The organism is Ensifer sp. LC384 (assembly GCF_001695865.1).
In the GTDB taxonomy this organism is placed as follows: domain Bacteria; phylum Pseudomonadota; class Alphaproteobacteria; order Rhizobiales; family Rhizobiaceae; genus Ensifer.
Map to the genome: position 1 here is coordinate 55,051 of NZ_MBST01000013.1, position 13,892 is coordinate 68,942.

Below are 13,892 nucleotides of genomic sequence, written 5' to 3' on the forward strand. Positions count from 1 at the left end.
AATATGACGCGCAAAGGACGCTGTAACGCCTTAAATCTGCTGCATAATTTTCTCCTTAAATCGATTCCGATTTAAGGAATTATGCAGTGGTCATCGAGAAGGTCTTGCTTCAGGCGGCGGCCACCGTGCCGATCTTCGAAAGCTGGATGACCGCCTGCGTGCGGCTGTCGACATTGAGCTTCAGCAGGATGGCCGACACATGCGCCTTGATGGTGGCCTCGGAGACTCCTAACTCGTAGGCAATCTGCTTGTTGAGCAGGCCCTCGCCAAGCATGCTGAGCACGCGCGATTGCTGCGGCGTCAGTGTCTGCAGCCGCTGCAGGAGATCGGCGACCTCGGGCTCGTATTCCTGCCCCTGATCGTAGCCGGCCGGCACGAAGACTTCGCCGGCCATGACTTTCTCGATGCCGTTGCGGATCTCCTCGATCCCCGCCGATTTCGACAGGAAGCCGGAGGCGCCAAGATCGAGCGCCCGGTGGATCGTCGCCGGATCGTCATGGGCGGAAACCACCATGACCGGCAGGCTTGGAAATTCGGCGCGAAGCGCGATCAGGCCCGAAAGGCCGCTGACACCAGGCATGGTCAGGTCGAGCAGCATCAGGTCGGCGTCGGGACAATCGGCGGCGGCCTTGCGCGCGGCGGCGAAATCGCCGGCTTCAACGATACCAGGCGCGCCGGCCATGCCGCTCAATGCCTGCCGCATGGCGCCGCGAAACAGCGGGTGATCGTCTGCGATGATGATGGTCATGTCCGGCGTCATGTCGCTCCCTCCCAAGAGCTTCGGCTACAACCAACGCCTCCAAACGTCGGTCGCAGCCGCACGGTCCGTCCGACCCCTCAGGTCTTCTGCGGCGACGCTCCGTCGCTGCTGCCTTCAAGATCCTTCACGATATCCATGAACTTGCGCATCATTCTTTCCATGATGCCCATTGTCCGGTCAATCTCTTCATCGGTCGGAAGGTCCGGTTTTGCGACGGCTCCACCGGATTCGACAGCCTTTTCCAGCGCTTCCACCCGCTTGGTCAGGAGATCGATCTCCAGCTCGAAGGCTGTGCGCTCATCGGCGGCCATGCGGCAGACGAGCTGGCCATCCCTCTCCTGGCAGAGCGAGACCTCGCCGGTCTGGGTGTCGAGCCGGGCAATGCCGGTCTCGGACTTCTGCATGCTGTAGCGACCTGGAGCCGGTTCCTGGGCGCACGCGCCTCCGGCAAGGCCAAGGCCGGCACCGATCAGCAGAACTGCGATTGCTCTTTTCATGATTTCCTCTCCGTTGCGGACATGCGGGCGGAAATCCGCCGGTGAACGACCTTCAGCAATGGACAATCGCCGATATTTGCGGCAAGGCCACGACAGAACATCACGACGGATAAGCGGGCATCATGAGCTCAATCATATACAAGATCGTTCCGGCCGCACTATGGCAGGAAGCCAAGCGCACCGGCCGTTTCGATGGAGCGCCCGTCGACCTTGCCGACGGCTTCATCCATTTTTCGACGGGCGAACAGGCGATTGAAACCGCCGCCCGCCACTTCGAAGGGCAGGAAGGCCTGCTGCTGATCGCGGTCGATGGCGATGCGCTGGGCGAAGAGCTGGTTTATGAGCCGTCACGCGGCGGCGCCCTCTTCCCGCATCTCTACGCACCGCTGTTCCTTTCGGCCGTCTTGTGGGAAAAGCCGCTGCCGCTTGGCGCGGATGGCCTTCACGTCTTCCCGGAACTCGACGCATGAACAATCCTTTTGCCAGCCTCGCCCGCCGCGGGCTTTTCCTCTTCGATCCGGAAGCCGCCCACGGCCTGTCGATCAAGGCGTTGAAAACCGGCCTCGTGCCGGGTTGTCCGACCAGGCAGGACAAGCGGCTCGCCCAGACCATCGCCGGCCTCACCTTCCCCAATCCGCTCGGCATGGCTGCCGGTTACGACAAGAATGCCGAAGTGCCGGAAGCGCTCTTGAAGATCGGCTTCGGCTTTACCGAAATCGGCACCGTGACGCCGCGCCCGCAATCGGGCAACGACAAGCCGCGCATCTTCCGCCTGGTGGAAGACGAAGCGGTGATCAACCGCCTCGGCTTCAACAATGAGGGCCATGGCGCAGCCTTGGCGCGTCTGAAGGCCTGCTCGCGCGATGCGCTGATCGGCGTCAATATCGGCGCCAACAAGGACAGCGCCGACCGCATCGGCGACTATGTCAGCGGCATCCATACCTTCTATTCGGTGGCCAAGTATTTCACCGCCAACATCTCCTCGCCCAATACGCCCGGCCTTCGCGACCTGCAGGCGCGCGAGAGCCTGGCCGCGCTGCTGTCGGCCGTGCTTGCCGCGCGCGACGAAGAGGCATCCCGCAGCGGCAAGGTCGTACCCGTGTTCCTCAAGATCGCGCCCGATCTGACCGAGGAAGGCATGGACGACATCGCGGCCGAGGTTCTGGCGCATAAGCTCGACGGTCTCATCGTGTCAAACACGACGCTTTCGCGCGACGGCCTCAAAGACCAGGCCCAGGCAAAGGAAGCGGGCGGCCTTTCCGGCAAACCGCTTTTCGAGAAATCGACGGCGGTGCTTGCCCGGATGCGCAAGCGCGTCGGTCCGGATCTGCCGATCATCGGCGTCGGCGGCGTCAGCTCGGCTGAAACGGCTGCAGAAAAGATCCGTGCCGGCGCCGATCTGGTGCAGCTCTATTCCTGCATGGTCTATGAGGGCCCTGCCCTGCCCGGCCGGATCGTGCGCGGACTTTCCGATCTCTGCGATCGCGAAGGGCTGACGTCGATCCGCGACCTTCGTGACAGCCGCCTCGACTACTGGGCCGAGCGAAAGGCCTGACCCGCCTTCGCCGGAATTCTGGCGAGCAGGAACAGGCCGCGCATCAAAAGAAACAGGTTGAGCCCCGCCCATAGGCCGTGATTGCCGAAGGCGGGGACAAGGATCGCCAGCGCGGCGACATATCCGCCAAAGGCCGCCAGCATCATGTTGCGCATCTCGCGCGACCAGGTGGCGCCGATGAAAACGCCATCCATCAGGAAGGCGAGCGCGCCGGTCATCGCCGTCAGCGCCGCCCAAGGCAGATACTCGTAGGCCACCGTGCGGACATCCGGCGACGTCGTCAGCAGGTCGACAAGCCCGCTGCCGAAGAGCAGGAACGCCACGGTCGTCAGGGCGGCAAGGCCGAACGACCAGGCGGCCGTCAGCTTCAGAGCCCGATCGAAGGCCGGACGGTAATGCGCGCCGATCGAGCGACCGATCAGCTGCTCGGCCGCATTGGCAAGACCATCGAGATAGTAGCCGGCCACCAGAAAGATGGTCATCAGCACCGCGTTTGCTGCCAATGTCACCGGGCCGAAGGCCGTGCCGATGCGCGTCATCAGCGTGAAGGCGGCAAGCAGCACAAAGGAGCGGATCATGATATCGCGGTTGAGCCCGAACAGCGGTCTCAGCCGTTGGCGATCGAAGATCATCGCCCAGCTTGGCGCGTCTTTCCGGTCGAAACGACCGTAGACGATGGCAAAACCGGCCAAGGCGCCAATCACCTCGCCGGTGACAGTTGCAATCGCAACGCCGGCGACACCCCAGCCGAAGACCAACCCGAGCAGGATCGACAGTACGATGTTGATGCCGTTGATCAGCGTCTGCAGCATCAGACCGATCGTGCCTTCGCCACGCCCGAGCACGAAGCCGAGGATGGCGTAATTGGCAAGGGCCGCCGGACCGGACAGGATACGCCAGAGAAAATAGGTGCGGGTCACGGCCTCCACTTCCGCTGGCGGGCCCATCAACCAGAGACCACCGGCAAGAAGAAGCGGCGACAGGGCGACGAGCGCGACACCGGCCACCAGCGCGATCACCAGCGAGCGCCAGAAGACGGCCTGCTGTTCGCACCGGTCGCCCCTTCCATAGGCCTGCGCGACAAGGCCGGTCGTGGCGGCGCGCAAGAAATTGAAGGTGGTGAAGATCAGGTCGAACATCACGGCGCCGACCGCAAGCCCGGCCAGCAGCGTCGCCTTGCCCATGCGACCGACAACCGCCGTACCGACGAGGCCGAGCAACGGCGTGGTGAGAAAGCCCAGCGTCATCGGCAGCGCGATCGCCAGGATCAGACGATGTGTGACGTGGAAGGGGCCGGCGGGATCGCTCGGCGAAGCGGGAGAAGCGGCGGTCATCGAACGGTCCCGGCGTGATGGGTGAGTGACGACCGTTTTAGGGAAGAAGGATAGGTGGACGCAAGGTGCTGCGGGCGGTCACAGCAATCGATGCCTCGGCGCCGCAAGGGCCCCCTCACCGCTAACGCTCTCCCCGCCTGCGGGGAGAGGGGACGTGCATCAGCCGCAGAAACATCATTTCGCATCCGCTGTCGCCAAACAACACGACGTCGAGAACGGTAATTGTAGGTTCGAGCGAGTGCGGCGGATTTCCTTCTCCCCGCGTGCGGGGAGTAAGGTGGCCGGCAGGCCGGATGAGGGGCTCATTGAGACGTAGGTGGCGCGCCTTTAGCCCGCCAGCACCATGGCCCAATAGGGCCGGTTCCCCGAAGCCGCGTTCTGCGCCACGGCCACGCCGAGACCGCGATAGGTGCCGAGCATGTTTTCCAGATGCTTCGGTGATTTGTACCAGGCGTCATAGGCGCGTTCGGCGTCGTCCTGGCCCATGGCGATGTTTTCGGCGGCCGGCAGCGTCACGCCCTGGCTTTTCATCCTGTCGTAGAAACTGTCGCTCCAGCCGATCAGGTGCTGCATCTTGCCGACCTTGGCCATTCTGGCCGCCTGGCTCATGGCGGCGACGGAGGCCGCCTTGTCCGCCACCAGCGGCGACAGGCCCTTGTTCTTGCGCAGGGCGTTGACATGGCCGAGGCTCGCCTCGGTCTGGTCGCTGCCGGTGCCGCTTCCGGGCGTCAGCACATTGGATGTCGTGCAGCCGGCGAGCACGCCTAGCGAAAGGACGGCGCCGGCGCGCAGAAAGCCGCGCCGCTCGATGAAGAAAAGCTGATCCTTCATGCTCAACGCCGGTAGCTCATGACACGCAGGATGAGGAAGGCGGGAATGACGATCGCAGCACCGAGCAGCAGGTAGTCGCCGACCCGGCCGAGAGCGGAAAAGCCCGTGTGCCAGAGGTCGAGCAGGAAGTTGCGGATGCCGAAATAGATGTCGGCGGGATACCAGCCGAAAACGGTCATGACGAACCCGACGAGGATCGACACCACGACGAGCTTGACGAGGACGCGCAGCGGCGAATCCCCCAAAAATCTGTTCACTCCGTCCGACATCGGCGAAATACTCCTGTTTCCCTTCACATAAGCTGCCATTCGCACCCTCGCAAGTCACCGCAAAAGGCGGGCTGGTGCCCGGCTTGCAGATTCCGCTTGTGTTTTGCCCGGTCCGGCGTCAGAAGCGCTGATCGCAACCAACATCTCACATTGATGACGCTCAACCAGCTCTCCTCCGGCGACCTGATCGCCGATCGCCGCGCCGACTACGCAAAAATGCTTGCCGAAGCCGGCGAGCCCGAGAGCGCGGCCGATCTCATGGCCCAGGCGCTCGAGCGTGTTCCTGAATGGGCTGCCGGCTGGTTCCGGCTGGCGGACTATGAGGAAAAATCGGGCCGGAAAGAGGCGGCAATCGACGCGCTGCGCAAAACCTTGCGCCTCAACCCGAAGGACATTTTCGGCGCCGGCCTGAAGCTGGCGCTGCTGGGCGCCACCGAGGTGCCGGAACAGCCGCCGAGCCTCTATGTCGAGCGGCTTTTCGACGACTACGCCGACCGCTTCGACCACGCGCTGGTGGAGAAGCTCGATTACAGCGTCCCGGAAAAGCTCGCTGCGCTGATCGAGAAGTCAACGGCGGGCGCGCATTTCGAGCATGTCGTCGATCTCGGTTGCGGCACCGGCCTGTTCGGCGAGCGCATCCGCGAGCGCGCGGCGTTTCTCGAAGGCTTCGATATTTCCGCCAACATGCTGGTGAAGGCGGAGACGAAGGCCATCTATGACCGGCTGGCGCGAGCCGACCTGTCGTTGCCTCCTGAACAATCGGGTGTGTTCGGCAACTTTGCCGCGGCTCGCGCCGATCTCGTCAGCGCCGCCGACGTGCTGATGTATCTCGGCAGCCTTGATGGCGTCGCCGAGATCGTCGGCGCGCTGCTTTCCAGCCAGGGCCTGTTTGCCTTCTCGGTGGAGGACGCAGGCGCAGACGACGGTTTCGTCCTGCGCCCGTCGCTGCGCTACGCTCATAGCGAGGCCTATATCCGCGACCTTCTCGCATCCCACGGCCTGGACATGGTGGCCGTCGAGCGCACCGTCATCCGCATGGATGCCGGGAAGCCGGTCTCGGGCATCCTGTTTCTCGCCCGCAAGCCTGCTTAAAAACGCAGGGCTGGTACGCAGAATTATGTCAGCATTGCTGACATATTTTTCTTGATTGTTTTTGTGCGTTGCAGCATTGCTTGGCGCATCGCAATCGAGGTTTTGCCATGGCTCAGAGCAGCAGCGTTTTCGGTCTTTGGAACACCAGCCCGACCCGGCACACGCCGATCGAGGACCTGCAGGGCATCTTCTCCGGCAGCCTGATCGCCGCGCTCGGCCTTTATTTCCTGGCAAGCGCCGGCCTGCTCACCGGCAGCACCGCCGGCGTCGCCTTCCTGCTGCATTACGCGACCGGCGTGAACTTCGGCCTCGCCTTCTTCCTGCTCAACCTGCCGTTCTTCTATCTCTCGCTGAAGCGGCTTGGGCCGGCCTTCACCGTCAAAACCTTCATCGCAATCGGCGTGACCTCGTTCCTCACCGACATCCAGTCGCGCCTGTTCCACATCGGCGATATCCACCCGGCCTGGGCGGCGCTCATCGGCGGCCTGCTTCTCGGCTACGGTCTCCTGGCGCTCTACCGCCACCGCGCGAGCCTCGGCGGCGTCGGCATTCTCGGCATCTACCTGCAGGAGCGTTTCGGCGTTCGCGCCGGGCTGGTGCAGCTTGCCATCGACATGGTCGTGCTGGTCGCTGCCTTCGGCGTCACGACCCCTACGGTCGTCGCCTGGTCGGTGCTCGGCGCGGTCGTCCTCAACCTGTTCGTGGCCATCAACCACCGCGCCGATCGTTACATCGCACTCTGAGACGCCGGAACGCAAAGCCCCGGCATTCATGTCCGGGGCTTTGTCGTCGTTCGATCCCTGGCGATATCAGGCGGCCTTTGCCGGTGCGTCGACCGGATGCTGCGACCGCAGGCCGACGGCGACCCGGTTCCAGACATTGATGACGCCGATCGCCATGGTGATCTTGGTGATCTCCGCCTCGTTGAAATGCTCCCTCAAGGGCTCGAAGTCGGCGTCGGGCGCACCGGTCTGGGCAAGGTTGGTGAGCGCTTCGGTCCAGGCCAATACCGCACGTTCGCGGGCGTCGTAGATCGGCGATTCGCGCCAGGCGCAGATCAGGTGGATCCATTGCTCGCTGAGGCCCGTATGACGCGCCTCCTTCACATGCATGTCGATGCAATAGGCACAGCCGTTGATCTGCGAGGCGCGCAGCTTGATCAGGTGGATCAGGCGCGGGTCCAGCCCCGATTCCTTGACGATGTAGCTTTCGAAGGCTGCCGCAGCCTTGTATGCATCGGGGGCGGCTTTGACGGGGTTCAAACGCGGATGCATGGTCTTCTCCTTCAGGTGGGGGCTTAGAGTTTCAGGCGCCGGCGGCCGACTTGCGTTCGTTGACCGCCAGAAAAGTATTGGTTCGCGCCGCGACGCTGCCGTCGTCCTTGGCGCTGAGGTCGTCCATGATGTCGGCAATGGTCACGCGCTGCAGCTCGGCGCGGTAGGCCTGCTCGGCTTTCAGCATCGCGACGTTGATCGTGCACGGTGCCTTCGGCTTGCAGGCATAGGGATTGGGGCCGCGCAGCCGGATCTCGTTGCAGCGGAACGCCGGCTCCGGCCCTTCAACCGCAAGCACGATATCGAGCAGGCTGATCTTTTCCGGCGTTCGGGCAAGACGGTAGCCGCCCTTCGGGCCGGGCACGGCTTCGAGCAGCCCTGCCCCGGACATCGCCTGCAGGTGCTTCAACAGATAGCTCACGGAAACCCCGTGAAATTCGGCAAGCGCCGCCGCCGACAGCGTGCTGCCGGGCTGAAGACAGCTCAGCATCGTCACACTGTGGATCGCCTGCTCGACACCGTCCCCGAGTTTCATTCGCCTTCTCCCTAATCGTGGATATCTTTTATCCATGATTTGACGACGAGTCAATCGCCGTGCGGATCGCCGATCAGGCGGGCTTCTCTTTTGCCGGATTTGATCTACGTTTGTTCTCCGTGAACAGGATCGATTCCCCGCTCAAGCAAGGCGATGCACTGACCTTGCCCGCCCCCTTCCTTCGCTGGTTCGGCGAGAAAGGCTGGCAGCCCCGCGCCCACCAGCTGGAATTGCTGGCGCGGGCGGAGGCCGGCGAAAGCACGCTGCTGATCGCGCCGACCGGCGCCGGCAAGACGCTTGCCGGCTTTCTGCCCTCCCTTGTCGACCTCACCCGACGCGGAAAAATTCCGCCGGGCTTCGCCTTTACAGGCATTCACACGCTCTACCTCTCGCCGCTGAAGGCGCTTGCCGTCGACATCGAGCGCAATCTGATGAAGCCGGTCGCCGAAATGGGCCTGCCGGTGCGCGTCGAGAACCGCACCGGCGACACGCCGCAGGGCAAACGCCAGCGCCAGAAGCTCAACCCGCCAGACATCCTGCTGACGACGCCGGAGCAATTGGCCCTGCTGCTCGCCAACGGCGAGGCCGAACGCTTCTTCAGGGATTTGCGTTACGTCGTCTTCGACGAGTTGCATTCGCTGGTCACCTCGAAGCGCGGACACCTGCTATCGCTCGGCCTTGCCCGGCTGCGCAGGCTGGCGCCCGAGCTGCAGACGATCGGGTTGTCGGCGACGGTCGCCGACCCGATGGACCTGCAGCGCTGGCTTTCGCCGCAGTCGCCGGAGAGGAACGACCATGCCGGTCTCGTGACCGTTAAGGGTGGTGCCAAGCCTGAGATCACCATCCTGCGTACCGACGAACACGTGCCTTGGGCTGGACATTCGGCGCGCTATGCGATCGCCGACGTCTACGCCGCCATCAAGGAGCACGGCACCACCCTGCTCTTCGTCAATACCCGCAGCCAGGCGGAGCTTGTCTTCCAGGAACTCTGGACCATCAACGACGACAACCTGCCGATCGCGCTACATCACGGCTCGCTCGATGTCGCCCAAAGGCGCAAGGTCGAGGCGGCGATGTCGGAGAACCGGCTGCGCGCCGTCGTCGCCACCTCGACGCTCGATCTCGGCATCGACTGGGGCGATGTCGACCTCGTTGTGCATGTCGGGGCGCCGAAGGGGGCAAGCCGGCTTGCCCAGCGCATCGGCCGCGCCAACCACCGCATGGACGAACCTTCGAAGGCGATCCTGGTCCCGGCCAACCGCTTCGAGGTGATGGAGTGCCAGGCGGCGCTCGACGCCAACTACATCGGTGCGCAGGATACGCCGCCGGTCGGCAAGGGTGCGCTCGACGTGCTTGCCCAGCATGTGCTCGGCATGGCCTGCGCCGCGCCCTTCGACCCGCTGTCGCTTTACGAGGAGATCACCAGCGCCTCGCCCTATGCGTCGCTCACCTGGGAAACCTTCGAACGCGTCGTCGATTTCGTCGCGACAGGCGGCTATGCGCTGAAGACCTACGAGCGCTACGCCCGTATCCGCAAGACCAAGGAGGGGCTCTTTCGCGTTTCCAATCCGCTGGTCGCGCAGCAATATCGTCTCAATGTCGGCACCATCGTCGAATCGCCGATGCTGAACGTGCGCATGGTCAAGCGCAACCAGCGCGGCTCGCTCGGCCGCGGCGGCATGTCGCTCGGCAAGGTCGAGGAATATTTCCTCGAGATGCTCTCCCAAGGCGACACGTTCCTGTTTTCCGGCAAGGTGCTGCGTTTCGAAGGCATCCGCGAAAACGAATGTCTCGTCAGTCAGGCCTTCTCCTTCGACCCGAAGGTGCCGAGCTATGCCGGCGGCAAATTTCCGCTGTCGACCTACCTCGCCGAACAGGTGCGCAAGATGCTGGCCGATCCGGCGCGGCGCGCAGCACTTCCCGAACAGGTGCGCGACTGGTTGTCGCTGCAGAGGGACGTGTCGATGCTGCCGCGCGAAGACGAGCTGCTGATCGAGACCTTTCCGCGCGGCAGCCGGCATTACATGGTGATCTACGCCTTCGAGGGACGGCTGGCGCACCAGACGCTCGGCATGCTGCTGACCCGTCGGCTCGACCGCGCCGGTCTGAAGCCGCTCGGCTTCGTCGCCACCGACTACTCGCTCGCCGTCTGGGCACTGGACGATCTCGGCGCGACGTTCCAGCTGCGCCGGAAGGCGCTCGCCGACCTCTTCGACGAAGACATGCTCGGCGACGATCTGGAAGCCTGGCTGAACGAATCGTTTCTGCTGAAGCGCACCTTCCGCAACTGCGCGGTCATCGCCGGGCTGATCGACCAGCGGCACCCCGGCAAGGAAAAGACCGGCCGCCAGGTGACCGTTTCGGCCGACCTCATTTACGACGTATTGCGCGCGCACGAGCCGGACCACCTGCTGCTGGAGGCAACACGCAACGATGCGGCGACGGGGCTTTTGGACATCGGCCGTCTCGGGGATATGCTGAAGCGAATCAAGGGCCACATTACCCATCGCCGGCTCGACCGGATTTCGCCGCTTGCCGTGCCCGTGATGCTGGAGATCGGCAAGGAGGCAGTTCAGGGCGAGGCGCAGGACTTCCTGCTTTCCGAAGCCGCCGACGACCTGATCAACGAAGCGCTGGGCGGCGAGCCGTTATAGAATAGCCCCGTGTTCGCGCGAACACGCTGCTGCATAATTCCTTAAATCGGATCCGATTTAAGGACGAAATTATGCAGAAAATTTAAAGTGTTACCGCGTCCCTTGCACGTCCTGTTTGACGCGCGGCGCTGTAAGGACAATGAAGAGACGACGCATGCACAGGCTTGCTCACGCACTATCGGCTCCAGCAGACAGCTCGGCGGTCTCCGCGCGCGCCATCGTCCACGGCGTCGAAGCCGTCTGCGATCCTCTCGGCAGCCTCTATTTGCCGGAGACGCGAACGCTCGTCGTTTCCGATCTGCACCTGGAAAAGGGATCGGCCTTCGCGCGGCGCGGCATGATGCTGCCACCTTACGACACGCTCGCCACCCTGCGCGTGCTCGAAGCGGCGATCACCCGCCATGACCCCAGACTGGTCATCAGCCTCGGCGACAATTTCCACGACCGGGTGGGTTCGGCGGCAATGCCCGATACCTTCCGCCACATGATCGCGGCGATGGCGATGGGGCGGGACTGGGTGTGGATCAATGGCAACCATGACCCCGATGGCACCTGCGGCCTGCCCGGCATATCGCTCGACGAATTCCGCCACGCGGGCCTCACCTTTCGCCATGAACCGTCGAGGGGCGAGGCGTCAGGGGAAGTTGCCGGCCACCTGCACCCGGCAGCGACCGTTGTTCGGCGGGAGAAATCGGTGCGACGGGCCTGCTTTGCTACCGATGGGACGCGGCTGCTGATGCCGGCCTTCGGCGTCACCACCGGTGGCCTCGACCTGCGCCACCGGGCAATGAGCGGCCTGTTCGATCGCGCCAAGCTGGTCGCCCACATGCTCGGTCGCGACCGGATCTATTCGGTCCGCTTCACGAACCTGATCGCTTGAGCATCCGTCAGAACGCGTTGAAGGTCAGCGTCGTCAGCGATCGGGAAATGCCGGGAACCGTGGCGATGTTGTCGTTGATGAACTTGCCGATGTCCTGGCCTTCTTCAATGTAGATCTTGAGCAAGAGGTCGTAGTCGCCGCTCGTCGAGTACATTTCCGAAACGATCTCCTTGCGGTAGATCTCGTCGGCAACGTCGTAGGTCTTGCCGGGAGCGCACTGCAACTGGACGAAAATCGGTTTCATGGAGTTTCCTCTGTTTCTGCCTTACAGCGCCGCGCGTCTATTTAGACGCGCAAAGGTCGCTGCAACACTTTGAGTTGCTGCGCAATTTTGCCCTTAAATCGATTCCGATTTAAGGAATTATGCAGTAGGCCTTCTTTAGCCGCCCCGCGTACAAAAGGGAACGTCGGCTGGATGCCGTCAAAGACTATTCCTTGCGGAAGAGCAGGCTCGCGCCCCAGCCGGTGATGACAGCGAGCAGCACCGCAAACAGGCCGTAGAAGAGCGGCTGCTGATGCGCCGTCTGTGTGATCACCTGCTCCACGCCCGTCTTGACCACGCGCAGCGGCAGCGCCTTGGCGGCGACGAAGGTGCCGTCGCGGAAGAGATAGGCGCGCACCACATGCACCCCGTTCGGCACATTGGCCGGCAGGCGCACCGACGCCTTGAACAGGCTGGAGCTGATGAACTGCACGCCGCCCGGATCGCGCTCATAGACGCCGCTGGTCTCGCGGATGCGGCGGAAGGCATTGCGGAACTCGCCGAGATTGCTGCCGTCACCGACGAAGCCGAGCGGCACGAGCCGCATGTGATCGACACCGATGCCCATATTGCCCATTTCGCCCGGCGGGGCGATCGTCTCGATGTCACGCGTGCTCGACAGCGAATAGGATTCCGGCACCAGCTCGAAGGTCATGGAGCTGGTGTTCACCCATATGCCGAAAACGCGCTCCTTCTTGCGCACCGTCGCATTGTCCTTCGGACCCTCGAGCGAAACGATGATGTTGTACTTGCCCTGCACCAGGAGATTGGCGTCGAAGCCGTCGACCGCACCGAAGATCGTCAGGTCGGCGCCACGGAAATCCGAGGTGATGGCGATCTCGTCGGTCGAGATGCCGATCTCCAGCTTTTCGGTGAAGTCGTTGGCATTCTCGTCCTGCAGTTGGGCGGCGGCGGGAGCCGCGAAAGCCAAGGTCAGGGCTGCAAGGGCGATGCGGGCGAGACGGATCATCAGAAACCGAACCCCGCTGACACGACGGAATAGATGTCCTTCGGTGGAATGACGAGTTCGACCGCCAGACGGATGCCGACGGCAAGCACGAGCAGTGCCAACAGCGCGCGCAACTGCTCGCCGCGCAGCTTCTGTCCGACCCGCACGCCATACTGGGCACCGATGACGCCGGCGATCATCAGCACGAAGGCGAGCACGATATCGACGGTATAGTTGGTCGAGGCCTGGACGATGACCGTGTAGGCGGAAACGAAGATGATCTGGAACAGCGAGGTGCCGACGACGACATTGGTCGGGATGCGCAGGAGATAGATCATCGCCGGGACCATGATGAAGCCGCCGCCGACACCCATGACCGATGTCAGGATGCCGATGCAGAAACCAAGGGCCGCGACGGGAATGACGCTCAGATAGATCTTCGATTTCTTGAACCGCATCTTCAGCGGCAGCCCGTGCACCCAGTTGTGCTGGCCCGGGCGGCGCAGCGGCGTCGCCTGGTTCTTGGCCGCCTTGCGCATCGCGCGCACGCTTTCCCACAGCATCAGACTGCCGACGGAGCCCAGCAGCACCACATAGAGCAGCGAGATGACGAGATCGAGCTGACCGGCCCGACGCAAGAATGAAAAGAGCCAGACACCGAGCGTCGCGCCGGCAAGACCGCCGCACAGAAGCACCGTGCCGAGCTTGATGTCGATCGTGCCGCGCCGGAAATGGATGATGGCGCCTGATATCGACGATGCCACGACCTGGTTGGCGCCGGTCGCGACAGCGACCACGGGCGGAATGTTGTAGAAGATCAGGAGAGGCGTGATCAGGAACCCGCCGCCGACGCCGAACATGCCTGAGAGAAAGCCGACGGCCGCACCCATGCCGAGGATGATGAGTATGTTCACCGACAACTCTGCGATGGGCAGATAAATCGTCACGCCGGACCTCAATATGCCAACGGCCCGCGGTGCGGGCGAAAAACGTCACAGTG

Annotated in this window: 16 protein-coding genes; 6 read left to right on the forward strand and 10 right to left on the reverse strand. The window is 63.3% G+C overall.

All coding sequences use genetic code 11. The features are described from left to right. Positions 1-109 precede the first annotated feature (109 nt). Together BC363_RS12155 and BC363_RS12160 are read right to left on the reverse strand one after the other, a co-directional pair. The gene (locus BC363_RS12155) at positions 110-760 is read right to left on the reverse strand and encodes a response regulator transcription factor (protein WP_065781348.1); all 651 of its coding nucleotides are present in this window, start codon (positions 758-760) and stop codon (positions 110-112) included. A gap of 77 nt (positions 761-837) precedes the next feature. After that, positions 838-1,257, reverse strand: a complete 420-nt coding sequence (locus tag BC363_RS12160; RefSeq protein WP_065781349.1) for a hypothetical protein — start codon at positions 1,255-1,257, stop codon at positions 838-840. Between the two features lie 122 nt (positions 1,258-1,379). Here BC363_RS12160 and BC363_RS12165 point away from each other — a divergent pair, with 122 nt between their 5' ends. Next, positions 1,380-1,727 (forward strand): DUF952 domain-containing protein, encoded by a 348-nt coding sequence (locus BC363_RS12165; protein ID WP_065781350.1) that lies wholly within the window; start codon positions 1,380-1,382, stop codon positions 1,725-1,727. Beyond that, complete coding sequence (locus BC363_RS12170; RefSeq protein WP_065781351.1) at positions 1,724-2,812, forward strand: quinone-dependent dihydroorotate dehydrogenase; 1,089 nt, start codon at positions 1,724-1,726, stop codon at positions 2,810-2,812. Before BC363_RS12165 ends, BC363_RS12170 begins: the two co-directional genes overlap by 4 nt. Here the strand turns inward: BC363_RS12170 and BC363_RS12175 are convergent. The 3 genes from BC363_RS12175 to BC363_RS12185 all read right to left on the reverse strand — a co-directional run bounded on the left by BC363_RS12175 (position 2,788) and on the right by BC363_RS12185 (position 5,246). Further along, a complete protein-coding gene (locus BC363_RS12175) occupies positions 2,788-4,146 on the reverse strand; it encodes an MATE family efflux transporter (RefSeq protein WP_065781352.1) in 1,359 nt (452 codons plus the stop codon). The two genes, BC363_RS12170 and BC363_RS12175, sit on opposite strands and share 25 nt — an antisense overlap. A gap of 327 nt (positions 4,147-4,473) precedes the next feature. Next, on the reverse strand, positions 4,474-4,977 hold the full coding sequence (locus BC363_RS12180; RefSeq protein WP_065781353.1) for a CAP domain-containing protein: 504 nt from the start codon (positions 4,975-4,977) through the stop codon (positions 4,474-4,476). A gap of 2 nt (positions 4,978-4,979) precedes the next feature. Further along, on the reverse strand, positions 4,980-5,246 hold the full coding sequence (locus BC363_RS12185; protein WP_065781354.1) for a DUF6460 domain-containing protein: 267 nt from the start codon (positions 5,244-5,246) through the stop codon (positions 4,980-4,982). A 153-nt stretch (positions 5,247-5,399) separates the two neighbouring features. On the opposite strand from BC363_RS12185, the gene BC363_RS12190 reads away from it, so the two are divergent. Next, a complete protein-coding gene (locus BC363_RS12190) occupies positions 5,400-6,338 on the forward strand; it encodes a methyltransferase (protein WP_065781355.1) in 939 nt (312 codons plus the stop codon). 107 nt (positions 6,339-6,445) lie between these two features. Further along, positions 6,446-7,081, forward strand: coding sequence for a YitT family protein (locus BC363_RS12195; RefSeq protein ID WP_065781356.1), 636 nt, complete (start codon positions 6,446-6,448; stop codon positions 7,079-7,081). Positions 7,082-7,147: 66 nt separating this feature from the next. Here BC363_RS12195 and BC363_RS12200 read toward each other — a convergent pair whose 3' ends face one another. Both BC363_RS12200 and BC363_RS12205 read right to left on the reverse strand, forming a co-directional pair. Further along, the gene (locus tag BC363_RS12200) at positions 7,148-7,612 is read right to left on the reverse strand and encodes a carboxymuconolactone decarboxylase family protein (protein WP_065781357.1); all 465 of its coding nucleotides are present in this window, start codon (positions 7,610-7,612) and stop codon (positions 7,148-7,150) included. A 31-nt stretch (positions 7,613-7,643) separates the two neighbouring features. After that, positions 7,644-8,147, reverse strand: coding sequence for an Rrf2 family transcriptional regulator (locus tag BC363_RS12205; protein ID WP_065781358.1), 504 nt, complete (start codon positions 8,145-8,147; stop codon positions 7,644-7,646). A 110-nt stretch (positions 8,148-8,257) separates the two neighbouring features. On the opposite strand from BC363_RS12205, the gene BC363_RS12210 reads away from it, so the two are divergent. Beyond that, positions 8,258-10,801 (forward strand): ligase-associated DNA damage response DEXH box helicase, encoded by a 2,544-nt coding sequence (locus tag BC363_RS12210; protein ID WP_065781428.1) that lies wholly within the window; start codon positions 8,258-8,260, stop codon positions 10,799-10,801. Between the two features lie 154 nt (positions 10,802-10,955). After that, a complete protein-coding gene (gene pdeM / locus BC363_RS12215; protein WP_065781359.1) occupies positions 10,956-11,681 on the forward strand; it encodes a ligase-associated DNA damage response endonuclease PdeM in 726 nt (241 codons plus the stop codon). 7 nt (positions 11,682-11,688) lie between these two features. On the opposite strand, the gene BC363_RS12220 is transcribed toward pdeM, so the two are convergent. The 3 genes from BC363_RS12220 to BC363_RS12230 form a co-directional block, all read right to left on the reverse strand. Continuing rightward, positions 11,689-11,925: an Lrp/AsnC ligand binding domain-containing protein gene (locus BC363_RS12220; protein WP_065781360.1), complete on the reverse strand. Its 237-nt coding sequence runs from the start codon at positions 11,923-11,925 to the stop codon at positions 11,689-11,691. 184 nt (positions 11,926-12,109) lie between these two features. Further along, positions 12,110-12,913 carry a TIGR02186 family protein gene (locus tag BC363_RS12225; RefSeq protein WP_065781361.1) on the reverse strand — a complete coding sequence of 268 codons (804 nt, stop codon included), beginning with the start codon at positions 12,911-12,913 and terminating at the stop codon, positions 12,110-12,112. Then, positions 12,913-13,839, reverse strand: coding sequence for a sulfite exporter TauE/SafE family protein (locus BC363_RS12230; protein WP_065781362.1), 927 nt, complete (start codon positions 13,837-13,839; stop codon positions 12,913-12,915). Before BC363_RS12230 ends, BC363_RS12225 begins: the two co-directional genes overlap by 1 nt. Between the last annotated feature and the right edge of the window lie 53 nt (positions 13,840-13,892).

Excerpts from the sequence above, each read along its gene's own strand:
- pdeM (WP_065781359.1), top strand. The coding sequence starts at position 10,956 with ATGCACAGGCTTGCTCACGCACTATCGGCTCCAGCAGACAGCTCGGCG.
- BC363_RS12190 (WP_065781355.1), top strand. The coding sequence starts at position 5,400 with ATGACGCTCAACCAGCTCTCCTCCGGCGACCTGATCGCCGATCGCCGC.
- BC363_RS12155 (WP_065781348.1), bottom strand. The coding sequence starts at position 760 with ATGACGCCGGACATGACCATCATCATCGCAGACGATCACCCGCTGTTT.
- BC363_RS12205 (WP_065781358.1), bottom strand. The coding sequence starts at position 8,147 with ATGAAACTCGGGGACGGTGTCGAGCAGGCGATCCACAGTGTGACGATG.
- BC363_RS12195 (WP_065781356.1), top strand. The coding sequence starts at position 6,446 with ATGGCTCAGAGCAGCAGCGTTTTCGGTCTTTGGAACACCAGCCCGACC.
- BC363_RS12170 (WP_065781351.1), top strand. The coding sequence starts at position 1,724 with ATGAACAATCCTTTTGCCAGCCTCGCCCGCCGCGGGCTTTTCCTCTTC.
- BC363_RS12200 (WP_065781357.1), bottom strand. The coding sequence starts at position 7,612 with ATGCATCCGCGTTTGAACCCCGTCAAAGCCGCCCCCGATGCATACAAG.
- BC363_RS12180 (WP_065781353.1), bottom strand. The coding sequence starts at position 4,977 with ATGAAGGATCAGCTTTTCTTCATCGAGCGGCGCGGCTTTCTGCGCGCC.
- BC363_RS12225 (WP_065781361.1), bottom strand. The coding sequence starts at position 12,913 with ATGATCCGTCTCGCCCGCATCGCCCTTGCAGCCCTGACCTTGGCTTTC.
- BC363_RS12165 (WP_065781350.1), top strand. The coding sequence starts at position 1,380 with ATGAGCTCAATCATATACAAGATCGTTCCGGCCGCACTATGGCAGGAA.
- BC363_RS12175 (WP_065781352.1), bottom strand. The coding sequence starts at position 4,146 with ATGACCGCCGCTTCTCCCGCTTCGCCGAGCGATCCCGCCGGCCCCTTC.
- BC363_RS12220 (WP_065781360.1), bottom strand. The coding sequence starts at position 11,925 with ATGAAACCGATTTTCGTCCAGTTGCAGTGCGCTCCCGGCAAGACCTAC.
- BC363_RS12160 (WP_065781349.1), bottom strand. The coding sequence starts at position 1,257 with ATGAAAAGAGCAATCGCAGTTCTGCTGATCGGTGCCGGCCTTGGCCTT.
- BC363_RS12185 (WP_065781354.1), bottom strand. The coding sequence starts at position 5,246 with ATGTCGGACGGAGTGAACAGATTTTTGGGGGATTCGCCGCTGCGCGTC.